Annotated in this window: 21 protein-coding genes; 9 read left to right on the forward strand and 12 right to left on the reverse strand. The window is 68.8% G+C overall.

The genetic code is table 11. From position 1 onward, the window contains the following. Window positions 1–3: 3 nt before the first annotated feature. The 11 genes from AC07YZ_RS15150 to AC07YZ_RS15200 all read right to left on the reverse strand — a co-directional run bounded on the left by AC07YZ_RS15150 (window position 4) and on the right by AC07YZ_RS15200 (window position 11,663). On the reverse strand, window positions 4–1,116 hold the full coding sequence (locus AC07YZ_RS15150) for an SMP-30/gluconolactonase/LRE family protein (RefSeq protein ID WP_494795339.1): 1,113 nt from the start codon (window positions 1,114–1,116) through the stop codon (window positions 4–6). Window positions 1,117–1,290: 174 nt separating this feature from the next. Then, window positions 1,291–2,616 carry a glucarate dehydratase gene (gene gudD / locus AC07YZ_RS15155; RefSeq protein WP_494795340.1) on the reverse strand — a complete coding sequence of 442 codons (1,326 nt, stop codon included), beginning with the start codon at window positions 2,614–2,616 and terminating at the stop codon, window positions 1,291–1,293. A gap of 7 nt (window positions 2,617–2,623) precedes the next feature. Beyond that, window positions 2,624–3,580 carry a Bug family tripartite tricarboxylate transporter substrate binding protein gene (locus AC07YZ_RS15160; protein WP_494795341.1) on the reverse strand — a complete coding sequence of 319 codons (957 nt, stop codon included), beginning with the start codon at window positions 3,578–3,580 and terminating at the stop codon, window positions 2,624–2,626. A 58-nt stretch (window positions 3,581–3,638) separates the two neighbouring features. After that, window positions 3,639–4,616 (reverse strand): Bug family tripartite tricarboxylate transporter substrate binding protein, encoded by a 978-nt coding sequence (locus tag AC07YZ_RS15165; protein WP_494795342.1) that lies wholly within the window; start codon window positions 4,614–4,616, stop codon window positions 3,639–3,641. 103 nt (window positions 4,617–4,719) lie between these two features. After that, window positions 4,720–5,637, reverse strand: a complete 918-nt coding sequence (gene kdgD / locus AC07YZ_RS15170) for a 5-dehydro-4-deoxyglucarate dehydratase (RefSeq protein ID WP_494795343.1) — start codon at window positions 5,635–5,637, stop codon at window positions 4,720–4,722. A gap of 31 nt (window positions 5,638–5,668) precedes the next feature. After that, window positions 5,669–6,964, reverse strand: a complete 1,296-nt coding sequence (locus AC07YZ_RS15175) for a glucarate dehydratase family protein (RefSeq protein ID WP_494795344.1) — start codon at window positions 6,962–6,964, stop codon at window positions 5,669–5,671. Further along, window positions 6,961–8,247: a TRAP transporter large permease gene (locus AC07YZ_RS15180; RefSeq protein ID WP_494795345.1), complete on the reverse strand. Its 1,287-nt coding sequence runs from the start codon at window positions 8,245–8,247 to the stop codon at window positions 6,961–6,963. The genes AC07YZ_RS15175 and AC07YZ_RS15180 overlap by 4 nt, the downstream gene beginning before the upstream one ends. Continuing rightward, complete coding sequence (locus tag AC07YZ_RS15185) at window positions 8,247–8,771, reverse strand: TRAP transporter small permease (protein WP_494795346.1); 525 nt, start codon at window positions 8,769–8,771, stop codon at window positions 8,247–8,249. Before AC07YZ_RS15185 ends, AC07YZ_RS15180 begins: the two co-directional genes overlap by 1 nt. Window positions 8,772–8,927: 156 nt before the next feature. Further along, window positions 8,928–9,902, reverse strand: a complete 975-nt coding sequence (locus tag AC07YZ_RS15190; RefSeq protein ID WP_226494208.1) for a TRAP transporter substrate-binding protein — start codon at window positions 9,900–9,902, stop codon at window positions 8,928–8,930. Between the two features lie 50 nt (window positions 9,903–9,952). Then, entirely contained in the window at window positions 9,953–10,849 is an 897-nt protein-coding gene (locus AC07YZ_RS15195; protein WP_494795408.1) for an SMP-30/gluconolactonase/LRE family protein, read from the reverse strand. Between the two features lie 10 nt (window positions 10,850–10,859). Then, window positions 10,860–11,663 (reverse strand): NAD-dependent epimerase/dehydratase family protein, encoded by an 804-nt coding sequence (locus AC07YZ_RS15200; RefSeq protein WP_494795347.1) that lies wholly within the window; start codon window positions 11,661–11,663, stop codon window positions 10,860–10,862. Window positions 11,664–11,818: 155 nt separating this feature from the next. On the opposite strand from AC07YZ_RS15200, the gene AC07YZ_RS15205 reads away from it, so the two are divergent. Both AC07YZ_RS15205 and AC07YZ_RS15210 read left to right on the forward strand, forming a co-directional pair. Next, window positions 11,819–12,595: a FadR/GntR family transcriptional regulator gene (locus AC07YZ_RS15205; protein WP_413465790.1), complete on the forward strand. Its 777-nt coding sequence runs from the start codon at window positions 11,819–11,821 to the stop codon at window positions 12,593–12,595. An 86-nt stretch (window positions 12,596–12,681) separates the two neighbouring features. Then, window positions 12,682–14,157 (forward strand): aldehyde dehydrogenase (NADP(+)), encoded by a 1,476-nt coding sequence (locus tag AC07YZ_RS15210; RefSeq protein ID WP_494795348.1) that lies wholly within the window; start codon window positions 12,682–12,684, stop codon window positions 14,155–14,157. An 89-nt stretch (window positions 14,158–14,246) separates the two neighbouring features. Here the strand turns inward: AC07YZ_RS15210 and AC07YZ_RS15215 are convergent, their stop codons facing one another. Beyond that, window positions 14,247–14,459: a hypothetical protein gene (locus AC07YZ_RS15215; protein ID WP_226494205.1), complete on the reverse strand. Its 213-nt coding sequence runs from the start codon at window positions 14,457–14,459 to the stop codon at window positions 14,247–14,249. A 355-nt stretch (window positions 14,460–14,814) separates the two neighbouring features. Here AC07YZ_RS15215 and AC07YZ_RS15220 point away from each other — a divergent pair, with 355 nt between their 5' ends. The 7 genes from AC07YZ_RS15220 (at window position 14,815) to egtD (ending at window position 21,267) form a co-directional block, all read left to right on the forward strand. Further along, complete coding sequence (locus AC07YZ_RS15220) at window positions 14,815–15,564, forward strand: SDR family NAD(P)-dependent oxidoreductase (RefSeq protein WP_494795349.1); 750 nt, start codon at window positions 14,815–14,817, stop codon at window positions 15,562–15,564. Between the two features lie 38 nt (window positions 15,565–15,602). After that, complete coding sequence (locus AC07YZ_RS15225) at window positions 15,603–16,181, forward strand: BON domain-containing protein (RefSeq protein ID WP_494795350.1); 579 nt, start codon at window positions 15,603–15,605, stop codon at window positions 16,179–16,181. A gap of 43 nt (window positions 16,182–16,224) precedes the next feature. Then, window positions 16,225–16,764 carry a ferritin-like domain-containing protein gene (locus AC07YZ_RS15230; protein ID WP_226494202.1) on the forward strand — a complete coding sequence of 180 codons (540 nt, stop codon included), beginning with the start codon at window positions 16,225–16,227 and terminating at the stop codon, window positions 16,762–16,764. A 248-nt stretch (window positions 16,765–17,012) separates the two neighbouring features. Next, entirely contained in the window at window positions 17,013–17,609 is a 597-nt protein-coding gene (locus AC07YZ_RS15235; RefSeq protein ID WP_494795351.1) for an NnrU family protein, read from the forward strand. A gap of 71 nt (window positions 17,610–17,680) precedes the next feature. After that, the gene (locus tag AC07YZ_RS15240; RefSeq protein ID WP_494795352.1) at window positions 17,681–18,823 is read left to right on the forward strand and encodes a PQQ-dependent sugar dehydrogenase; all 1,143 of its coding nucleotides are present in this window, start codon (window positions 17,681–17,683) and stop codon (window positions 18,821–18,823) included. A 10-nt stretch (window positions 18,824–18,833) separates the two neighbouring features. Beyond that, window positions 18,834–20,183, forward strand: a complete 1,350-nt coding sequence (gene egtB / locus AC07YZ_RS15245) for an ergothioneine biosynthesis protein EgtB (protein ID WP_494795353.1) — start codon at window positions 18,834–18,836, stop codon at window positions 20,181–20,183. Between the two features lie 82 nt (window positions 20,184–20,265). Next, window positions 20,266–21,267, forward strand: a complete 1,002-nt coding sequence (gene egtD / locus AC07YZ_RS15250; protein ID WP_494795354.1) for an L-histidine N(alpha)-methyltransferase — start codon at window positions 20,266–20,268, stop codon at window positions 21,265–21,267. The last annotated feature ends 20 nt before the right edge of the window (window positions 21,268–21,287 follow it).

Genomic DNA, 21,287 nt, shown 5'->3' on the forward strand with positions numbered 1-21,287 from the left:
GGGTCAGACGGCGCCGTGTGCCTCGACGTACAGCGCGTACAGCGAATGGCAGCTGGCCATGTAGAGGCGGTTGCCCTTGGGGCCGCCGAAGCAGAGGTTGGCGCAGCGCTCGGGCAGGCGGATGTGGGCCAGCGGCTTGCCGGCGGGGCTGAACACCATCACGCCGTCCAGGTCTTCGGGCTTGCCCTTGAGCTGGTAGACCTTGCGGCCATCCACGTCGCTGGGCTCGGCCTGCAGGGCGCCGTTGCTGCCCCAGCCGCACCAGAGGTTGCCGTCGCGGTCCACCTTGAAGCCGTCGAGGGCGCCGAAGTCGGCCGCGTCGATCAGCTTGCTCTTGTTGGTCACCGTGCCGTCGGCGTTGACGTCGTAAGCCCAGATGCTGCGATTGGGCGTGCCCTTCCACTCCACCACGTAGAGCTTCTTCTCGTCGGGGCTGAAGGCCAGGCCGTTGGGGTTGACGAGGTCGGTGATGACGGCGGTCAGTTTGCCGTCGGCGGCGATGCGGTAGACGTTGGTGGTGGCCTGCTCGGGTTTGGCTTTGAAGCCTTCCCACTCGCCGTTGATGCCGAACAGCGGGTCGGTGAACCAGATGGAGTCGTCGGACTTCACCACCACGTCGTTGGGCGCGTTCAGACGCCTGCCATCGAAGCTGTCGGCCAGCACGGTGAGCTTGCCGTTGGTCTCGGTGCGGGTGACGCGGCGCGTGACCGAGTGTTCGCAGGTGATCAGGCGGCCCTGGCGGTCGCGGGTATTGCCGTTGGCCCAGTTGGCCTTGCCGCGGAAGACGCTGAAGGCACCCGTCTTCTCGTCGAACTTCATGATGCGGTTGTTCGGGATGTCGCTGACCAGCAGATAGCCCGGCGCACCGTCCGCGCCCGGGAAGTAGGCCGGGCCTTCGGCCCAGCGCATGCCGGTGGCGACCTGCTCGACGGTGCTGCTGTAGATGCGGTACTTCGCGAACGACGGGTCGAGGATCTGCACCGACGGGTCGGGGTAGCGCTGGTTGGGGACGAAGGCGAAGGCCTGCGCGAAGGCGGGCGCGCCGGTGGCGGCCAGGCCGGCGGCGCTGGCGGCTTTCAGGAACTGGCGGCGGGTGTCGGGAGCGGGGGTGTTCATGTCTGTCTCCTCGTGTTCATCGGGCGGTTCTGTTCATCACTTCAGCCATCTGCTTCAACGACGCCGCACCTGCCTCGCGAGAAGTCACCGAACCGGGGATGCCGCCGATCTGGCTCCGCCAGTCGGCAGGCATCGCCCCCTGGGGGTGACGCCGAAGGCGGCGCGGGGGGAGCGTCATCGGACCATGCAGGGCTTCTTGTTGTCGAACTTCCAGCCCGGGATCAGGTACTGCATGGCCATCGCGTCGTCGCGCGCGCCCAGGCCGTGCTGCAGGTAGAGCTGGTGGGCCTTCTCGACCTCGGCCATGTCGATCTGAATGCCCAGGCCCGGCTGCTTCGGCACCTGCACGTAGCCGCCTTCGATCTTGAGCGGGTCCTTGGTCAGGCGCTGGCCGTCCTGCCAGATCCAGTGGGTGTCGATGGCCGTGACCTTGCCCGGTGCCGCCGCGCCCACGTGGGTGAACATGGCGAGCGAGATGTCGAAGTGGTTGTTGGAATGGCTGCCCCAGGTCAGGCCCCAGTCGCGGCAGGTCTGCGCCACGCGCACGCTGCCGGCCATGGTCCAGAAATGCGGGTCGGCCAGCGGGATGTCCACGCTCTGCAGCGCCAGCGAATGCGCCATCTGGCGCCAGTCGGTGGCGACCATGTTGGTGGCGGTGGGCAGGCCGGTGGCGCGGCGGAACTCGGCCATCACCTCGCGACCGCTGAAGCCTTCTTCGGCGCCGCACGGGTCTTCGGCGTAGGCCACCACGCCGCGCATCTTCTGGCCCAGGCGGATCGCGTCCTTCAGCAGCCAGCCGCCGTTCGGGTCCAGCGTCACGCGGGCCTCGGGGAAGCGCTCGTGCAGCGCGGTCACGGCCTCCACCTCGGCGTCGCCCGCGAGCACGCCGCCCTTGAGCTTGAAGTCCTGGAAGCCGTAGCGTTTCTGTGCGGCCTCGGCCAGGCGCACCACGGCCTCGGGCGTCATGGCCGCCTCGTGGCGCAGGCGGCACCAGTCATCGGCGTTGTCGGGTTCGCTCGCGTAGGGAAGGTCCGTTTTCAGACGGTCGCCGACGAAGAACAGGTAGCCCAGCATCTGCACCGCGTCGCGCTGCTGGCCTTCGCCCAGCAGGGCCGCGACGGGCACGCCCAGGTGTTGTCCCATCAGGTCCAGCAGGGCCGACTCCACGGCGGTGACGGCGTGGATGGTGGTGCGCAGGTCGAAGGTCTGCAGGCCGCGGCCGCCGCTGTCGCGGTCGGCGAACTTCGCGCGCATGGCGTTCAGGATGGCCTGGAGGTTGCCGACGGTCTGGCCTTCGACCAGCGGCCGCGCGTCTTCCAGCGTCTGGCGGATCTTCTCGCCGCCCGGCACCTCGCCCAGGCCGGTGTGGCCTGCGTTGTCGGTGACGATGACGATGTTGCGCGTGAAGAAGGGCGCGTGTGCGCCCGAGAGGTTGAGCAGCATGCCGTCCCGGCCGGCGACCGGGACCACACGCATCGACTGGACGATTGGTGCGGTCATGGGACTCTCAATCAGCTTTGATGCCACGCGAGGTGATGAGCTTCTGCCAGCGCGAGAACTCGCTGGCCTGGAAGGCCGCGAACTGCTCGGGGGTGTTGAGCACCAGTTCAAAGCCCAGTTCCAGCAGCTTGCCGTTGACCTGCGGGTCCTTGAAGGTGCTGACGATGGCCTCGTGCACACGCTTCTTCACGTCGGCCGGCAGACCCTTGGGTGCGGCCACGGCTTGCCAGGACTGCACGTTGGCATCCTTCACGCCGCTTTCCTCCAGCGTGGGCACGTCGGGCAGCAGCGGCGAGCGCTTGGCGCTGGTGATGGCCAGGGCGCGCAGCTTGCCGGCCTTGATCTGCGGCATGGCGGTGTTGATGTTCATGAACGACGAGTCCACCTGGTTGCCCAGCAGGTCGCTCATCACCGGGCCGCCGCCCTTGTACGGCACGTGCACGCCGCTGGTGCCGGTCTGCTGCCAGAAGAGTTCGGCCGTCAGATGGTCGCTGCTGCCGTTGCCCGAAGACGCAAACGTCATCTTGCCTGGGTTGGCCTTCACGTAGGCGATCACGTCGGCCATCGACTTGTGCGCCGAGACCGCGGGCACCACCAACACGTTGGGCGCCTGCACCACCACGGTGATGGTGTCGAAGTCCTTGAGCGCGTCGTAGCTCACCTTGAACAGGTGCGGCGCGATCACGAACGGGCCGAGCGAGGAGACGAACAGGGTGTGGCCGTCGGCCGGCGCGCGCGCCACGTGCGCCGCGCCGATGGTGCCGGTGGCACCGGCCTTGTTTTCCACCACCACCGTCGCGCCGCCACCCAGCTTCTCGGGCAGCTTGCCCGAGAGCGTGCGCGCGATCAGGTCGGTGGAGCCGCCGGGCGGGAAGGGCACGACGAGCGTGACCGGTTTGTCGGGCCAGGCGAAGGCGCTGGAAAGGGAGAGTGCCGCGGTGAGTGCGCACAAGAGCTTTTTCATGTCGATGTCTCCGGAGATTCAGAAAAGGAGCGGCCCGGGCGGGCCGCCGCGGGGTCGATCACTCGAGGGTGATCTTTTCGTCTTTCACGATCTTGGCCATGGCCGGGATTTCGGCCTTCATCCAGGCGCCGAACTCGGCCGGGCTCATGTTGGAGGGCTCGGCGCCCAGGGTCTGCAGCTTTTCGCGCACCTCGGGCAGGGCGGTGATGCGCTGCACCTCGGCGTTGAGTTTGTCGACGATCGCCTTGGGCGTTCCGGTGGGGGCCAGCAGGCCCTGCCAGCTGCCGGTGTGGAAGCCGGGCGCCGTTTCACCCACGGCGGGCGTGTTCGGCAGTTCGGCAAAGCGCTGGGCGCTGGAGACCGCCAGCAGCTTGATCTTGCCCGCCTTCACGTGCGGGTAGGTGGCCACCATGCCGTTGAAGGTGACGTCGATGTGGCCGGCGATCAGGTCGCTCATGGCCTGCGAGCCGCCCTTGTAGGGCACATAGTTCCAGCGGATGCCGTTGCGCTGCGCGAACTGCACGCCCGCCAGGTGCGTCGCGCTGCCCATGCCCGCGGCGGCGGCGAAGTTCAGCTTGCCCGGCTGCGACTTGGCCAGGGCCACCAGTTCCTGCGTGGAGTTCACCGGCAGCGCGCTGCTGACCACGAGCAGGTGCGGCGAATAACCCACCATCGCGACCGGGGCGAAATCGTTCATCACATGGAACGGCAGCTTGTACAGCGAGGGGCTGATCACCAGGTTGCCAACGTCCATCAGCAGCAGCGTGTGGCCGTCGGGTGCCGACTTGGCCACCAGGTCGGCGCCCAGGTTGCCGCTGGCACCGGCCCGGTTTTCCACCAGCACCGATTGACCCAGGGACTCCGTGAGCTTGATGCCCAGCAGACGGGCCAGCACGTCGGACGTGCCACCGGCCGGGAAGGGCACCACGATCCGGATGGGTTTGCTGGGGTAGCCGGCCCCCTGTGCCAGGGTCTGGCTGCCGGTGAGCGCCAGCAGCGAGGCGGCGATGGCGAGGGCGAATCTGCGTTTGTGCATGTCGGTCTCCTGTCGAAAAAAGAAGTCCGCTTCCGTCAACCCCTGCCGGGGCTGGTGAAAAGAGATGGTTGAAAAAACCGTCGGCCCCGCGGGCCGCCGGGTTTTATTGCGGCCCCAGCGCGTCGATCAGCGCTTTGAGCTGTTCCATCTCGGCGGGCTTGAGTTCGGTCAGCGGTGCGCGCACCGGCCCGGCCGTGTGGCCCACCAGGGTGGCGCCGGCCTTGACGATGCTCACGGCGTAGCCCTGTGCCCGGTTGCGGATCTGCAGGTAGGGCATGAAGAACTGCTTGAGCAGCTTGTGTTGCGTGGCCATGTCGTCGGTGCGCACGGCCTCGTAGAAGTCCATCGCCGTCCTGGGGATGAAGTTGAAGACGGCGGACGAATACACCGGTGTGCCCAGTGCCTTGTAGGCCGCGGCGTAGACCTCGGCCGTGGGCAGACCGCCCAGGTAGGCGAAGCGCTCGCCCATCTTCATGTGGATGCTGGACATGAGCTCGATGTCGCCCACACCGTCCTTGAAGCCGATCAGGTTGGGGCAGCGATCGGCCAGGATGGCCAGCGACTCGGGCGTGAGCTTGCAGACGTTGCGGTTGTAGACGATGACGCCGAACTTCACGCTCTTGCACACCGCTTCCACGTGCGCGATCAGGCCTTCCTGGCAGGCTTCTGTCAGGTAGTGCGGCAGCAGCAGGATGCCGTGGGCGCCAGCCTTTTCGGCCGCCTGCGCGCACTGGATGGCGAAGCGCGTGGGGCCACCGGCGCCGGCGATGATCGGCACCTTGCCGCGGCAGGTGTCCACCGCGGTCTGGATGATGCCGGGGTACTCCTCGCCGGTGAGCGAGAAGAACTCGCCCGTGCCGCCGGCGGCGAACAGCGCGGTGGCGCCGTAGGGCGCCAGCCACTCCAGGCGCTCGGCGTAGGCCCGGGCGTTGAAGTCGCCGTTGGCGTCGAAGTCGGTCAGCGGGAACGACAGCAGACCGGAGGACATGACCTGCTTGAGGTCCTGGGGTGTGTATTGCATGGTGGGCTTTCTTGTGTGAACAAAGAAGAGGTCAGAAGCGCGGCTGCTGACCGGTGAATGAGGGGTCGTACTTGCGCATCTGCGCCAGGTCGTCGCGGTTGCGGATGGGGGTGCGCAGGTAGTTGTCGTGCAGGCGGGCCAGGGCCTCGCGGTCGATGGCCACGCCCAGGCCGGGGGTGGTGGTCACGCGCAGGCTGCCGTCTTCAAATTTCAGGCGCCCGCCCTGTACCACCTCGTCGTCCTGCCAGGGGTAGTGCGTGTCGCAGGCGTAGGACAGCTGCGGCACCGAGGCCGCCAAGTGGGTCATGGCCATCAGGCTGATGCCCAGGTGCGAGTTCGAGTGCATGGACAGGCCCAGGCCGAAGGTCTCGCACATCAGCGCCAGGCGCTGCGTGGCGCGCAGCCCGCCCCAGTAGTGGTGGTCGCTCAATACGATCTTCACCGGGCAACCCATCTCGGCGTTGCGGCGGAATTCCTTCAGATCGGTCACCACCATGTTGGTGGCCAGCGGCACGTCGCACGCCGCGGCGACGGCGGCCATGCCGTCCAGGCCTGGGGCCGGGTCTTCGTAGTACTCCAGCACGCCGCGCAGCTGCTCCACCACCTTCAGGCTGGTGGCCACGGTCCAGTTGGCGTTGGGGTCGATGCGCAGCGGCGCGCCGGGGAAGGCCTGGGCCAGCGCCAGCATCGCGGCCACCTCCTGTTCGGGCGGCAGCGCGCCGGCCTTGAGCTTGATGCTCTTGAAGCCGTACTGGTCGATCATGCGGCGCGCCTGCGCCACCATCTGTTCGGGCGCGATGCCTTCGCCAAACGGGTCGGGCGCGTAGGGCTTCTCGATGTGCTCGGCGTACTTGAAGAACAGGTAGGCGGAAAAGGGCACGGCCGGGCGCGCGGCGCCGCCCAGCAGGTCCACCACCGGCGCGTTGGCCAACTGGCCCTGCAGGTCCATCATCGCGACCTCGAAGGCGCTGATCACCTTGGCCACGGTCTTGGACACGTGGGTGCCCGGCGCCAGCGAGACCTGCTGGCCCAGGAACTCCGACTCGGACATCTGCTTGGGCGCCACCAGCGCGGTCACTCGGGTGTCCATCTCGTTCAGCGCCCAGGGCGAGAGCCCGACCAGCGCGGGCGCGGCCTTGGCCAGCGCCTGCAACATGGGCAGGTCGCCGTAGCTCTCGTTGATGCCGACCAGGCCCGAGTCGGTCTCGATCTCGATGATCGAGCGCAGGGCCCAGGGCTCGTGGATGCCCGCCGCGTTGAGCAGCGGCGGGTCGCGGAACGCGATGGGCGTGATCCGGACGTGGCGGATGGCGTGCGAGGTCATCACTTCACGTCCAGCACGGCCGGTAGCCACAGCGACAGCGCGGGGATGTAGGTCACCGCGATCAGCACCAGCAGCAGGGCGCCGAAGAAGGGCATGAGCGCCTTGACCACCTGCTCCATCGGCAGCTTGGCCACGGCGGCCCCCACAAACAGCACACCACCGACCGGCGGGGTCAGCAGGCCGATGCCCAGGTTGACCATCATGATCATGCCGAAGTGCACCGGGTCGACGCCGATGCTGGTGATCACCGGCAGCAGGATGGGCGTGAGGATCAGGATCAGCGGCGCCATGTCCATCAGCGTGCCCAGCACCAGCAGCAGACCGTTGATCAGCGCCAGGATCACGTAGCGGTTGTCCGACAGCGATGTCAGCGCCGCGGTGATCTTCATCGGGATCTGCATCAGGGTCATGATGTAGCCGAAGCTCGCGGCGAACGCGATCAGGATCATGACGATGGACAGGGTCTTGACCGTGCGGTGGACCAGCTTGGGCAGCTCGTTCCATTTGTAGTCGCGGTAGATGAACATGGTCACGAAGAAGGCCCAGAGCACCGCGATCGACGCCGACTCGGTGGCGGTGAACACGCCGCTGAGGATGCCGCCCAGGATGATGATCATGGTGGCCAGGCCCCAGAGCGCGTCGGCGCAGATCTTCAGCGCCTGGCGCAGCGGGATCACGTCACCCTTGGGGTAGTTGCGCTTGCGCGCCATGTAGAGGCACATGATGGCCAGTGTCAGCCCCAGCAGCAGGCCCGGCAGCACACCGGCGATGAACAGCGCCGCGATGGAGACCGTGCCGCCTGCGGCCAGCGAGTAGATGACCGCGTTGTGGCTGGGCGGGATCAGGATGGCCTGCACCGAACCGCTGACGGTGACGGCGGTGGCGAAATCGCGCGGGTAGCCCTTCTTCTCCATTTCGGGGATCAGCACGGTGCCGACCGAGGCGGTGTCGGCCATGGACGAACCGGAGATGGCGCCGAAGAAGGTGGAGGCCAGGATGTTCACCAGCGACAGCCCCCCTTGGATGAAGCCAACCAGCACGTTGGCGAAGGCCACCAGGCGCCGCGCCATGCCGCCTTCGGCCATGATGGCGCCGGCCAGCACGAAGAAGGGAATCGCGAGCAGCGAGAACTTGTTGACGCCGTTGGCGACCGCGATCATCACCGCGTCCAGCGGGATCTCGATGTACCAGGCGCCGATCAGTGCGGCCATGCCCATGGCGTAGGCCACGGGGGTGCCGATCAGGATCAGCACGAGAAAGCTTCCAAGCAGGACCCAGGCTTCCATCACGCAGCTCCTTCTGCGTCGGCCGCGACGCTTTCGTGGTCGAAGGTGACGACCGCGCGCTGGCGCTGGTCACCCAGGAGGATGTGCTCGAGCACGAACAGCGCGGTCACGGCGCCGCCGATGGGCACGGGCAGGTAGGTGAAACCCACGGGCATCCAGGGCAGTTCGGGAATGGACTGCCCCCAGGTGCCGATGCACAGCTGGATGCCGTACCAGAGCATGAACAGGCTGACCAGCAGCATCAGCACATGCACCACCGCACGCAGCGGGGGTTGAACCGACGACGGCAGGCGCTGCGTGATCATTTCGACGGCGATGTGGCCACCGGCGCGGTAGCTGCACGAGGCGCCGAGGAAGGTGAACACCACCATCAGCAGAATGGAAATCGGCTCGGGCCACTGCGAACCCGTGCCCAGCACGTAGCGCGAAAAAATGCCCCAGGGAATGAAGATCGACATGCAAAAGATGCAGGCCCCCGCGACCCAGATGCAGGCCAGGTAGACCGAGTCGAGAAGGCGGGACACCGGATGTCCGCCGGACGGGTGGTGACTCATAAAGAAACCCAGGAAAGAAAGAAAAAACGGTGGAGAGAAACATCCAGCACACACCGAGGAACCGGCTCCGCCGGGCCTCTGGTGTGGTCCCCCTGGGGGGAAGCCGCGAAGCGGCGCAGGGGGGATTTACTTCACAGCAGCGATGCGGTTCATCAGATCCACGTGCTTGGCGCCGTACTTGGCGCGCACCGGCGCGGTGGCGTCATAGAAGGGCTTGTTGTCGATGTTGATGAATTCGACGCCGGCGGCCTTGAGCTTGGCGGTGTACTCGGCCACGCTCTTGTCCCACAGCTGGCGCTGTTCCAGCTGGGCTTCACGCGCCAGCTTCTTCACCAGGGTCTGGTCGGCGGGCGTGAGCTTGTCCCAGGCCACCTTGGACATCACCAGGATCTCGGGAATGATCAGGTGGTTGGTCTGGCTGTAGTACTTGGCCGGGGTGTTGTAGTGGTTGGCGGTGAAGTAGCTCGGCGGGTTGTTCTCCGCGCCGTCGATCACACCGGTCTGCAGCGAGGTGAAGACCTCGCCGTAGGCCATGGCGATGCCGTTGCCGCCCATGGCGTTCATGGTGTCCACGAACAACGGGTTGCCCATCATGCGGACCTTCTGGCCCTTCAGGTCGGCGGGCGTGCGCACCGGCTTCTTGGTGTAGAGGCTGCGGGCGCCGCCGTCCATCCAGCCCAGGGCCACCAGGCGGGCCGGGCTGGCCGTCACCTTGGCCAGCAACTCGTCACCCACGGCGCCGTCGATCACCGCACGCATGTGGGCCACGTCGCGGAACACGAAGGGCATGTTGAACACGTCCACCTCGGGCACCACCGGGCCGATCACGCCCAGTGAAATGCGGGCCATCTGGATCGCGCCCAGCTGCACCTGCTCCACGGCTTCCTTCTCCTGGCCCAGCACGGCGCCCGGGAAGGTCTGGATCTTGATGCGGCCCTGGGTGGCGGCGTCGAGCTTCTTGCCCATGCTCTCGACAGCGGCCACGGTGGGGTAGCCGGCCGGGTGGGTGTCGTGCGACTTCAGCACGGTCTGTGCCTGGGCGCTCAGGGGCAGCAGGGCGGCCATGGCCATGCTCAGGATCAGTCGGCGATGTGTTTTCATGATGTCTCCGTTGGGTTTGAATGAACGAGGTGAAAGCTGCCGTGCTTGCGTCAGATGGCGCAGCGCGGTTCGTCCAGACCCCTCAAGCCTGGACGCAGTGCAAACACGCCACCGGCCAGCGGCTGGTCGGCGAGATCGCCGCCGGGCCGGATGGAGGTGACGAACAAGGTGCCCTGGCCGGTGCCGCCAAAGGCGCACATGGCCGGTTTTTTCACCGGAACGGCCAGCGAGCGGTCGAGCCGGCCGTCGGGCGTGAAGCGGTGCACCAGGCCGGCGTCGTTGCCGCAGATCCAGTAGCCGCCCTCGGCGTCCACCGCGGCGCCATCGGGCCGGCCGGGCAGGGGCTTGAAGTCGATGAAGACGCGCCGGTTGTGGGGTGTGCCGGTGTCCGTGTCGTAGTCGAAGGCCCAGACGGTCTGCACGTTCGGGTGCGAGTCCGAGAGGTACATCGTGCGGCCGTCGGGGCTGAAGGCCAGGCCGTTGGGCGTGATGAAGCCGGTGTCCAACGGGCGTGGTGGCGTGCCGTCCAGCGCATACAGGCTGCCGGCCGGAGCCGCGAGCGCCATGTCGGCCACCATGGTGCCGGCGCGAAAGCGGCCCTGGCGGTCGCAGCGGCCGTCGTTGAAGCGCATGCCGGCTTGCGGGTGCGTGACGCGGGCGATCCATGCGCTGTCCACCGAACCGTCGTCCTGCGGGGTGAGGCGCGCCACGCCGCTTTCCATGGCCGCGATCCATTGGCCGTGGGGCAAGGCGTCGCTGCCTTCGGCCAGGGCGATGCAGCCGGTCTGCTCGGGTGTGGGCCAGGAGCGCGCCGCGCCGGTGGTGGCGTTCCAGCACCACAGGGCCCGGCCCGGAATGTCCACCCACCACAGGCAGCCACGCACGCCGTCCCAGACGGGGCTTTCGCCCACGCCGTTGCGCGCGTCGAGCACCAGTTCGGCCTGCATGCTTGTCATGTCACTTCTTATTGGGGGCTGCAACGACGAAACCACCACCCTGATAAATGGCGGCGGGGTCGTTCAGATCCGGCGCGCTGGTGCGGGCGTACACCGCCTCGCGGAACACGTCCGAGCTGTCCTGCGGCACGTAGCCGATGTGGCGCGCGCGGCTGTTGTCCCACCAGGTCACGGCGTTGTCCGACATGCCGAACACGATGCTGTGCCCCAGCACCGGGGTGGACAGGCAGGCACTGATGAGTCGGTGCAGGTCGTCAAAACTCAGCCAGGTGGCGAGCATGCGGCGGTCGCGCGGTTCGGGGAACGAGGAGCCGATGCGCACGCAGGCGGTCTCGATGCCGTGGCGGTCGAAATAGAAGCGCGAGAGGTCTTCGCCAAAGGCCTTGCTCAGGCCGTAGAAGCTGTCGGGCCGGGCCGGGTGGTCGGCGGTGATGGTCTCGCTCTGCTTGTAGAAACCGGTCACGTGGTTGGAGCTGGCGAACACGATGCGCTTGACGCCGTGCTGGCGCGCCGCCTCGTAGAGGTGGTAGGCGCCCAGGATGTTGGCCTGCAGAATGGCGCCAAACGGGGCCTCCACCGAGATGCCGCCCAAGTGCACGATGGTGTCGCAGCCGGCCACCATGGCGTCCACTTCGGCGGCGTTGGCCAGATCGGCCAGCACGATCTCTTCGTCCGGCTGGGCTTCGCCAAAGGCCGACTTGTCAGACAACCTCAGCACATCGCAGTTCGCCTTGAGCCGCTCGCGCAGGGCCGTTCCCAGGCCGCCCGCAGCCCCGGTGAGCAGCAGTCTGTGGTGAGTTTTCATAGGGGTTTCCATGGATATCTGGCTTTTTTCGAGAAGGGCTTGGACACGCGACCGGGTGTTTGCTACAGTTCACTGATGTTTTGTTGTCTGTCATACGTTGTCTGACAACTGAGCGAATTGTGTGAACCCGGGTGGGTCCTGTCAAGGAAAAAAGAATGCTCTCCGTGAAAACCCTAGGTGATGCCCTGATGCCCGCCGCCCCGGAGCCGGTGGTCCAGCGCCCGCGCCGCCAGCGCGGGCTGGTGCCCGAGATCGTCGAGGCGCTGGGCGGCGACATCCGCGAAAGCCGCCTGCGGCCGGGCGACAAGCTGCCCACGGAGTCCGAGCTGATGGGCCGTTTCGACGTGAGCCGCACCGTGGTGCGAGAGGCGATTTCGCGGCTGCAGGCTTCGGGCCTGGTGGAAACGCGCCACGGCATCGGCACCTTCGTGATGGCGCCGAGCGAGGCGCAGGCCAACTTCCGCATCGCGCCCGAAGACTTCGCCACCGTGGCCGACGTGATCTCGCTGCTGGAGCTGCGCATCAGCCTGGAGAGCGAGGCCGCCAGCCTGGCCGCCCAGCGCCGCGACGACACCCACCTGCAGAACATGGCCGCCGCGCTGGCGGCGTTCGAGCTGTCGATCCACGGCGACTCCGACGCCGTGCCCTCCGACTTCCAGTTCCACATGGAAGTGGCGCGCGCCACCGGCAACCGCCACTTCGCCGACCTCATGACCTACCTGGGCACCATGATCATTCCGCGCACCCGCGTCAACACCGCCAACAGCGCACCCGAAGGCCGCCTGGCCTACCTGCAGCGGGTGCACCACGAACACGAGGCCATCTACCACGCGATCCGCGCGCGCGACGCCGACGCCGCGCGCGCGGCCATGCGCACCCACCTTTCCAACAGCCGCGAGCGCCTGCGCCGCGCACAGCCTGAAGGGGCGTGAAGCACCCCCGCCGCGCTGCGCGCGACCTCCTGGGCTGTACCCTCAACCCTCGTTACCATCCTGCGTTTCTCTTTTCTTTCAAACCCATGACCACCCTGCTGCAATCCTTCAACGCGCGCACCGGCGCGCCCCATCAAGAAGCCCTGTCCGCCTCGTCCAGCCAGGACATCGACGACAGCGTGGGCGCCGCGCACCAGGCGTTTGAGGTCTGGGGCAGCAGCAGCGGGGCGCAACGCGCGGCCCTGCTGCGGGCGCTGGCCGAAGCGCTCGAAGCCGATCGTGAGGCCCTGGTGGCCTGGGCCGACCTGGAAACCGCGCTGGGGCCGGTGCGCCTGAGCGGCGAGCTCGACCGCACCACCTTCCAGCTGCGCCGTTTCGCCGACCTGGCCGAGCGCGGCGTGCCCTTCGAAACCCTGGACGATCCCGCCGTCGCCGGCGGGCCGCCCGTGGGCCACCCGGCCATGGTGCGCCAGCGCGTGCCGCTGGGGCCGGTGGCCATGTTCGCCGCCAGCAACTTCCCGTTCGCGTTCTCCGTGCTCGGTGGCGACACCGCTTCGGCGCTGGCCGCGGGCTGCCCGGTGGTGGTGAAGGCCCACCCGGGCCATCCGCTGCTGTCGCGGCGCGTGTTCGGCCTGATCCAGCAGGTGCTCCAGGCCCAGGGCCTGCCGGCCGGGCTGGTGGGCATGGTGCAGGGGGCCGGCGTTGAGGTGGGCGTGGAACTGATCCGCCACCCGCTGATCGCCGCCGGTGCCTTCACCGGCTCCACGCGCGGCGGCGCGGCGCTGCAGGCCGAGGCCAACGCCCGCCCGCGCCCGATCCCGTTCTACGGCGAGCTCGGCTCCATCAACCCGGTGCTGGCCCTGCCCAAGGCGCTCGCCGCCCGGGGCGCCGAACTGGCCAACGCGCTGGCCGGTTCCATCGCGCTGGGTTGCGGCCAGTTCTGCACCAACCCGGGCCTGATCGTGCTGCTGGACGGTCCCGAGTCGGACGCCTTCGTCGAACAACTGACCCAGGCCCTTTCGACCCAGAAACCCCACCCCATGCTCACCGCGGGCATGAAGCGCGCGTTCGACGCCGGTGTGCGCCAGATGATGGACCAGGGCGCGCAGGCGCTGCTGGCGGCCCAGGGCGCCGCGCCAGCGCCCGGCCCGCACCTGCTGCAGGTGAGCGCGGCGCGCTTCCTCGAACGCACCGCCCTGCGTGAAGAGGTGTTCGGCCCGGCCAGCCTGATCGTGCGCGCGACTAGCCAGGCCGAGCTGCTGGAGGTGCTGGCCGCGGTGGGCGGCAGCCTCACGGTGACGCTGTGGGGCGTGGACGACGACACCCCCGAGAACCGCGCCCTGGTGCGCGCGGCCACCACCATCGCCGGGCGCGTGCTGTTTGCCGGCGTGCCCACCGGCGTGGCCGTGACCGCTGCCCAGCAGCACGGCGGCCCCTGGCCCGCGTCCAGCGCCCCCATGACCACCTCGGTGGGCGACGCCGCGCTCGACCGCTTCCTGCGCCCGATCAGCCTGCAGGACGCACCTGCCTGGCTGCTGGCGCGGCAGGGCGTTCCCTGCTGAGCGGCGAGGCGTTCAAGGGGGCCGGCATGGGGTTTTTGCGCAGCCTGGTGGGGCGGCGCACGAACCCGGTCCGTGCGCGCCCGCAGGGTTCAATGCAAGGAATGCATCGGTTCCACGATCGGCAACGCGTACTCCCGCCCGACGAGGGCGCGGGCGCCCAGGTAAGCGTTCTTCAAGCGCTCGGAAAGTTCATCCAGGTGCACTTCGCCGCGGGCGTCGCACGGCACGGAAACGCCGCGGCCGGGATGGAACAGCGATGCGAAGAGCAACCGGTGTTCGCATGGGTTCGAGGGAGAGGTCATATCGGTCTCCTGTACTGAGCGGCTACCCGTGTTCACCGGGGTCCGTACCCACTGCCGCGGGCCCCGTTTGCCTTCAGTCGCTCAGCCAAGGCACAGCTGAATTTTCGGCTTGTGCCAACGGGGCCAAACGCTGGAAAGCGCCGTCAAATTCGGGCTTTTCTTCCGTTCCAGCGTACCCCGCGCCATAGGGTGGTTCACCGCGCTGCGCGCGTCTGTTTGTCAGCGCACAGACGCACGCCAGAAGGGCCGGTAAGTTCACCTCATTCCTTTGGCCCATGCGGCCGGGGGGATGACCCGGCGGTGGTTTTTTGTCACCCGGGCGGCGGCACGGTGCTGCACGAACTGGAGTGAACCCATGCTGAAAAAGAAGGTGGTGCTCGTCACCGGTGCGGCCTCGGGCATCGGCAGGGCGGTTGCGCTCTTGGCGGTGCGCGAAGGCGCGTGCCTGGTGCTGTCGGACATTGCCGCCGAGGCCGGTCTGGAAACCACCGCCTTGGCGCAGGCCCAGGGCGGTGAGGCCATATTCGTGGCGACCGATGTGGGCCATGCCGAAGAGTGCCAGGCCCTGGTGTCTCAGGCCATGGCGCACTACGGTCGCCTTGACGTGGCCATCAACAACGCCGGCATCGGCGGCGTGGCCGCGCCGCTGGCCGACTACCCGCTGGACGCCTGGGCGCAGGTGATCAACACCAACCTCAACGGCGTGTTCTACGGCATGCGCGCGCAGATCGCCGCCATGCTGTTGCACGGGGGCGGCGCCATCGTCAACGTGGCATCCATCCTGGGCGCGGTCGGCTTTGCCACCGCGTCGGCCTACACCGCGGCCAAACACGGCGTGGTCGGGCTCACCCAGGCGGCCGCGCTCGAATACGGCGCCCAGGGCGTGCGCATCAACGCCGTCGGCCCCGGCTTCATCCACACGCCCATGATCAGCGGTCTCGAAGAAGACCCCGTCGTCAACGCCATGCTGGTCGCGGCCCACCCCATCGGGCGCCTGGGCCGGGCCGACGAGGTGGCCGAGCTGGTGCTCTGGCTCGCGTCCGAGCGCGCGTCCTTCGTCACCGGTGCGTACTACCCGGTGGACGGTGGTTACCTCGCGCGCTGAGCCCCTCTTTTCCTTCACCGTTGCGGACCCCGCACACCATGGCCTCACGCCCCCACGCCTTCCAGCTCGCCACTGCCCTGGCCACTTTGGCCGCCTTGACCCTGGCGGGCTGCGACAAGCCGCCCGAAGCGGTGGCACCACCGGCCCCGGAGATCACGCTGGGCGCCCAGGTGGACGATGCCGTCATCACCTCGGGCGTCAAGTCGGCGCTGGTGGCCGATCCGCGGGTCAAGGGCTTTGACCTGCAGGTCGAAACCCGCAAGGGCGTGGTACAGCTCAGCGGCTTCGTGGACAGCCAGGCCCAGATCGACCAGGCCGTGGCCCTTGCGCGCACCGTGACCGGTGTGACCGAGATCGAGAACAGCGTGAGCCTGAAGGGCGTGCCCAGCACCGCGGGCACCAAGATCGAAGACGCCACCGTGACCGGCCGCGTCAAGACCGCCTTGCTCGCCGACCCCGACATCAGGAGCTTTGACATCAGCGTGCTCACCCACAAGGGCGAGGTGCAGCTAACCGGCTTCGTGAACAGCCAGGCCCAGATCGACCGGGCCGTCCAGATCGCCGCTGCCACCGAAGGCGCCAGCAGCGTCAAGAACGGGTTGCTGATCAAGCAGTGAACCTGTGAACACAACGACCCGCCACCCCACCAGGAACCCCACCATGACCACTCCCCACCCACTCACCTCCGTTGCCACCCTGCGCAGCCAGGCGCGCAAACACCTGGAGCGCGGCGCCGTGACGGCCGGCTACAGCGCCGACCGCAACCAGGTGCTCAAGCTGCTCAACGAAGCGCTGGCCACCGAGATCGTGTGCGTGCTGCGCTACCGGCGCCACCACTTCATGGCGCGGGGCATCCACGGCCAGAGCGTGGGGGCTGAGTTCCTCGCGCATTCGGTGGAAGAGCAAGGCCATGCCGATCTGCTGGCCGCGCGCATCGTGCAGCTCGGCGGCGAGCCCGACTTCTCGCCCGACAGCCTGAGCGAACGCAGCCACGCCGAATACGTGGCCGGCGATACGCTGACGCAGATGATCCAGGAGAACCTGGTGGCCGAGCGCATCGCCATCGACAGCTACCGCGACATGGTCCAGTACCTGGGCGACCAGGACCCCACCACCAGCGTGCTGCTCAAGCAGATCCTGGCGGTGGAAGAAGAACACGCCGACGAGCTGGCCGACCTGCTCGAAGGCATGAACGGCTGAAGCAACCCCGCAGCGCTTCGCGCTACCCCCCCAGGGGGGCGGCACTGGCCGTCTGGCAAAGCCAGCCCGGCGGGCCCTGGGCTGAGCCACCTCTTGCACCAGCGCGACGCTCCGGCGCCATACATGAGGCCATGAGCGAATCGTGCGGCAAGACCCGGCACGCTGCGGACTTGAGCCCAAGCCGCTACAGTTCGCCCAAGCGGGGCATGGTGTCCCGCAGCCCCGCGTGGGCACAGGAGGCGTTTCGCATGGCGTGGCTGGTTCTGGGGCTGGTTCTGTTTCTGGGTGTGCACACCGTGTCCATCGTCTCGCCCACCGGGCGCAACCAGCTCGCGCAGCGCATGGGCGAGCACACCTTCAAGGGCCTGTACGCGCTGGTCGCGTTCGTGGGCCTGGGGCTCATCGTCTGGGGCTACGGGCTGGCGCGCGAAGCGCCGGTGCTGCTCTACGCCCTGCCCAGCGGTTTTCGGCACCTGGCCGCGCTGCTGATGCTGCCGGTGTTCGTGCTGCTGTTCGCGGCCTACCTGCCCGGGCGCATCAAGAGCGCGACGAAACACCCCATGCTGCTGGCCGTGAAGCTGTGGGCCCTGGCCCACCTGCTGGCGCAGTCGGCCACCGGTGGCACGCTGGCCGACGTGCTGCTGTTCGGCGGCTTTCTGGTCTGGGCCGCGGCCGACCGCGTCTCGCTCAAACGCCGCGCCGCCGCCGGTCTGCTGCGCAGCCTGCCCCTGGGGCCGGCGCGGGCGCGCAACGACGCGATCGCGCTGGTGGGCGGGCTCGTGGTTTATGGGGTGTTCGTGCTCTGGCTGCACGCCTGGCTGTTCGGGGTGCGGCCGTTCGGCTGAGCCCAGGAACCCTGTGGACCGACCCCGAACCAACCCCGTCTGACCCTCCATCCATGGCCAGGGAGCCGACCATGACAATCCTCCGTCTGTTCAGCCTTTCGCTCACCACAGCCCTTGCCGCGCTCGCCGCCGCCGCGCCAGCCGCCCAGGCCCAGGCCCAGGCGGGTGGCGTCACCACCGAGGTGGTGGCGCGCGGTCTGCAGAACCCCTGGGGCCTGGCCTTCATCGGCGAGGGCCGCATGCTGGTGACCGAGCGGCCCGGGCGCATGCGCGTGGTGGCGCCCGATGGCACGCTCGGCGAGCCCTTGGCCGGTGTGCCCCAGGTGGACGTGATCGGGCAGGGCGGTCTGCTCGACGTGACCACCGACCGCGACTTCGCGCGCAACCGCACCCTCTATTTCTGTTACGCCGAGCCCGCCGCCAGCGGCGGCGGCAACTCCACCGCGCTGGCCTCGGCCCGCCTGTCCAAGGACGCCACGCGGCTGGAAGACGTGAAGGTCCTGTTCAGCCAGAAACCCAAGGTCAGCAGCCGCGCGCATTTCGGCTGCCGCATCGTGCAGGCCCGCGACGGCAACCTGTTCCTCACGCTGGGCGACCGCTTCAGCCGCATGGCCGACGCGCAGACCCTGGACAACCACCTCGGCAAGGTGGTGCGCATCAAACCCGACGGCAGCGTGCCGCCCGACAACCCCTTCGTGGGCCGCGCGGGCGCGCTGCCCGAGATCTGGAGCCTGGGCCACCGCAACGGGCAGGGCGCCGCGCTCGCGGCCGACGGGCGCCTGTGGACCGGTGAACACGGCCCGCAGGGCGGCGACGAGATCAACCGCCCCGAGGCCGGCAAGAACTACGGCTGGCCCCTCATCACCTACGGCGAAAACTACGGCGGCGGCCCCATCGGCGAAGGCCTCACCGCCAAACCCGGGCTGGAGCAGCCGCTGCACTACTGGGTGCCGTCCATCGCCCCGGCCGGCATGGCCTTCGTGCACAGCGATCGTTACGGCAAGGCCTGGCGCGGCAACCTGCTGGTGGGCTCGCTCAAGTTCCGCTACCTGGCCCGGCTGGAGCTCGACGGCACCCGCGTGCGCCGCGAGGAAAAACTGCTGCCCACGCTGGGCCAGCGCGTGCGCGACGTGCGCCAGGGCCCGGACGGCTTCATCTACCTGCTGACCGACGAACGCAACGGCCAGTTGCTGCGCCTGCTGCCCGCGCGCTGAAAGGACCGCCATGCCCACCCCACCGACCGCTGCCAAGGCACCCGCCGCACACGCAGCGCGCCCCGCGCCCGGCCTCGACCTGGAGCGCGCCGCCCTGGCCCGGCGTTACCAGGCGGTGCGCGAGCGCAGCCTGGCGCTGGTGGCGCCACTCTCGCCCGAAGACTGCCAGGCCCAGTCCATGCCCGACGCCAGCCCCGCCAAATGGCACCTGGCGCACGTGACCTGGTTTTTCGAAACCTTCGTGCTGGAGCGCTTCGAGCCCGGCTTCCAGCCCTTCCACCCGGCCTTTCGCGCGCTCTACAACAGCTACTACAACGGCGTGGGCGAACCCTTTTCGCGGCCCCAGCGCGGCCTGCTGACCCGCCCCGACTTCGCCGAAGTGCTGCGCTGGCGCGCCGAGGTGGACCAGCGGGTGGCCCGGCTGCTGCGCCACACCAGCCACCCCGAGGCCCTGGCGCTGATCGAGCTGGGTGTGCAGCACGAGCAGCAGCACCAGGAACTGCTGCTCACCGACATCAAGCACCTGCTCTCCATCAACCCGCTGCACCCGGTGTACCGGCGCGCCTGGCCGCTCAGCAGCGTGGCCAGCGTGCCGGCGCAGTGGGTGGAGCGCCCCGGGGGGCTGGTCGAGATCGGCCACGCCGGGCCGGGCTTTGCGTTCGACAACGAAAGCCCGCGCCACCCCCAGTGGCTGCAACCCCATGCGCTGATGAACCGGCCGGTGACCCATGGCGAGTGGCTGGCCTTCGTGCGGGACGGCGGCTACACCGACCCGCGCTGGTGGCTCGCCGCCGGCTGGGACTGGCTGCGCGCCGAAGGCCTGGCCGCGCCGCTCTACTGGACACTGCCGGCCGACAGCGCCGCGCCGCCCACGGTGTTCACCCTGCACGGCGACATGCCGCTGGACCCGCACACCCCGGTGACGCACATCAGCTACTACGAGGCCGACGCCTTCGCGCGCTGGGCCTCGGCCAGCCGCGCCGAATGGGCCGGCGCGCGCCTGCCCAGCGAGGCCGAGTGGGAAGCCAGCGCCGCGGCCCTGCCGGTGCAGGGCAACGGCCAGGACAGCGGCGCCCTGCACCCCATGCCCGCGCGCGCGGCCGCCGCGCCCGGCGCGCTGCTGCAGATGCACGGCGACGTGTGGGAGTGGACCAGCAGCAGCTACAGCGCCTACCCGGGCTACCAGCCGGCCGAAGGCGCGGTGGGCGAGTACAACGGCAAGTTCATGGTGAACCAACTGGTGCTGCGCGGCGGCTCCTGCGCCACGCCCCTGTCGCACCTGCGCGCGAGCTACCGCAACTTCTTTCCCGCCAGCGCCCGCTGGCAGTTCAGCGGCCTGCGCCTGGCGCGCAGCCTTTGACCCCGTCGCCCCGGCCCGCCCCAGCGCGACCCGGGATGTGTTCAACACCGGGCCCACGGGCCTGCAACCCCCAGGGCCAGCCATGCCGTCCACACCCTGTCTGCCCAGCTTTGTCCAGCTGCACCGCCCCGACGACGACGCCGTGCGCGCCGAACTGGCGGCCGGGCTGTCGCTCACGCCGCCGCGCATCGCCCCCAAGTTTTTGTACGACGCGCTGGGCTCGCGCCTGTTCGACGCCATCACCGAACTGGCCGAGTACTACCCCACGCGCACCGAGGCCGCCATCTTCGCGCAGCACGCGCCCGACATGGCCCAGGCCGTGCCCGCCGGCGCGGTGCTGATCGACCTGGGCGCGGGCAGCTGCGCCAAGGCCGCGGGCCTGTTTCCCGCGCTGCGGCCCGCCGCCTACGTGGCGGTGGACATCTCGGTGGACTACCTGCGCGCCGCGCTCGACGCCCTGCAGCAGCGCCACCCGGCATTGCCCATGCTGGGCCTGGGCATGGACTTCTCGGCCCGGCTCGCGCTCGGCCCGCAGGCGGCGGACTGGCTGGCCACGAGCGGCGCCGCGCGGCTGCCGCGCGCCGTGTTCTACCCCGGCTCCAGCATCGGCAACTTCTCGCCCACCGAGGCCCTGGCCCTGCTGCGCCAGGCCCACGCGGTGTGCGCCGCCGGTGGCGCGGGCGGGGGCCTGCTCATCGGCGTGGACCGCGTGAAGCCACGCGCTGTGCTCGAACCCGCCTACGACGACGCCCTGGGCGTGACCGCCGCCTTCAACCGCAACCTGCTGCTCAACGTGAACCGCCTGCTGGGCGCCGACTTCGCCCCCCAGGCCTGGCGGCACGTGGCGTTCTTCAACGCCGAGGCCTCGCGCATCGAGATGCACCTGGAGCCCACCCGCGCGCAGACCGTGCGCTGGCCCGGTGGTGAACGCCATTTCGCGGCCGGCGAGCGCCTGCACACCGAAAACTCCTACAAGTGGGAACCCGCCGATTTCGAAGCCCTGCTGCACGACGCGGGCTTTGGCGCCGTGCGCCATTGGAGCGATGACCGGGAGTGGTTCAGTGTGTTCTGGGGATCTGCTTGACCACCCCTGCCGCGGGCTGC

The organism is Hydrogenophaga sp. GW101-3F08 (genome assembly GCF_059424585.1).

What these genes read in the sequence shown, in the direction of transcription:
- egtD (WP_494795354.1), top strand. Translation starts at nt 20,266, where the DNA reads ATGCCGTCCACACCCTGTCTGCCCAGCTTTGTCCAGCTGCACCGCCCC.
- AC07YZ_RS15165 (WP_494795342.1), bottom strand. Translation starts at nt 4,616, where the DNA reads ATGCACAAACGCAGATTCGCCCTCGCCATCGCCGCCTCGCTGCTGGCG.
- AC07YZ_RS15190 (WP_226494208.1), bottom strand. Translation starts at nt 9,902, where the DNA reads ATGAAAACACATCGCCGACTGATCCTGAGCATGGCCATGGCCGCCCTG.
- AC07YZ_RS15215 (WP_226494205.1), bottom strand. Translation starts at nt 14,459, where the DNA reads ATGACCTCTCCCTCGAACCCATGCGAACACCGGTTGCTCTTCGCATCG.
- AC07YZ_RS15200 (WP_494795347.1), bottom strand. Translation starts at nt 11,663, where the DNA reads ATGAAAACTCACCACAGACTGCTGCTCACCGGGGCTGCGGGCGGCCTG.
- AC07YZ_RS15230 (WP_226494202.1), top strand. Translation starts at nt 16,225, where the DNA reads ATGACCACTCCCCACCCACTCACCTCCGTTGCCACCCTGCGCAGCCAG.
- AC07YZ_RS15150 (WP_494795339.1), bottom strand. Translation starts at nt 1,116, where the DNA reads ATGAACACCCCCGCTCCCGACACCCGCCGCCAGTTCCTGAAAGCCGCC.
- AC07YZ_RS15195 (WP_494795408.1), bottom strand. Translation starts at nt 10,849, where the DNA reads ATGCAGGCCGAACTGGTGCTCGACGCGCGCAACGGCGTGGGCGAAAGC.
- AC07YZ_RS15205 (WP_413465790.1), top strand. Translation starts at nt 11,819, where the DNA reads ATGCTCTCCGTGAAAACCCTAGGTGATGCCCTGATGCCCGCCGCCCCG.
- AC07YZ_RS15160 (WP_494795341.1), bottom strand. Translation starts at nt 3,580, where the DNA reads ATGAAAAAGCTCTTGTGCGCACTCACCGCGGCACTCTCCCTTTCCAGC.
- AC07YZ_RS15225 (WP_494795350.1), top strand. Translation starts at nt 15,603, where the DNA reads ATGGCCTCACGCCCCCACGCCTTCCAGCTCGCCACTGCCCTGGCCACT.
- AC07YZ_RS15240 (WP_494795352.1), top strand. Translation starts at nt 17,681, where the DNA reads ATGACAATCCTCCGTCTGTTCAGCCTTTCGCTCACCACAGCCCTTGCC.
- gudD (WP_494795340.1), bottom strand. Translation starts at nt 2,616, where the DNA reads ATGACCGCACCAATCGTCCAGTCGATGCGTGTGGTCCCGGTCGCCGGC.
- AC07YZ_RS15235 (WP_494795351.1), top strand. Translation starts at nt 17,013, where the DNA reads ATGGCGTGGCTGGTTCTGGGGCTGGTTCTGTTTCTGGGTGTGCACACC.
- kdgD (WP_494795343.1), bottom strand. Translation starts at nt 5,637, where the DNA reads ATGCAATACACACCCCAGGACCTCAAGCAGGTCATGTCCTCCGGTCTG.
- AC07YZ_RS15180 (WP_494795345.1), bottom strand. Translation starts at nt 8,247, where the DNA reads ATGGAAGCCTGGGTCCTGCTTGGAAGCTTTCTCGTGCTGATCCTGATC.
- egtB (WP_494795353.1), top strand. Translation starts at nt 18,834, where the DNA reads ATGCCCACCCCACCGACCGCTGCCAAGGCACCCGCCGCACACGCAGCG.
- AC07YZ_RS15210 (WP_494795348.1), top strand. Translation starts at nt 12,682, where the DNA reads ATGACCACCCTGCTGCAATCCTTCAACGCGCGCACCGGCGCGCCCCAT.
- AC07YZ_RS15220 (WP_494795349.1), top strand. Translation starts at nt 14,815, where the DNA reads ATGCTGAAAAAGAAGGTGGTGCTCGTCACCGGTGCGGCCTCGGGCATC.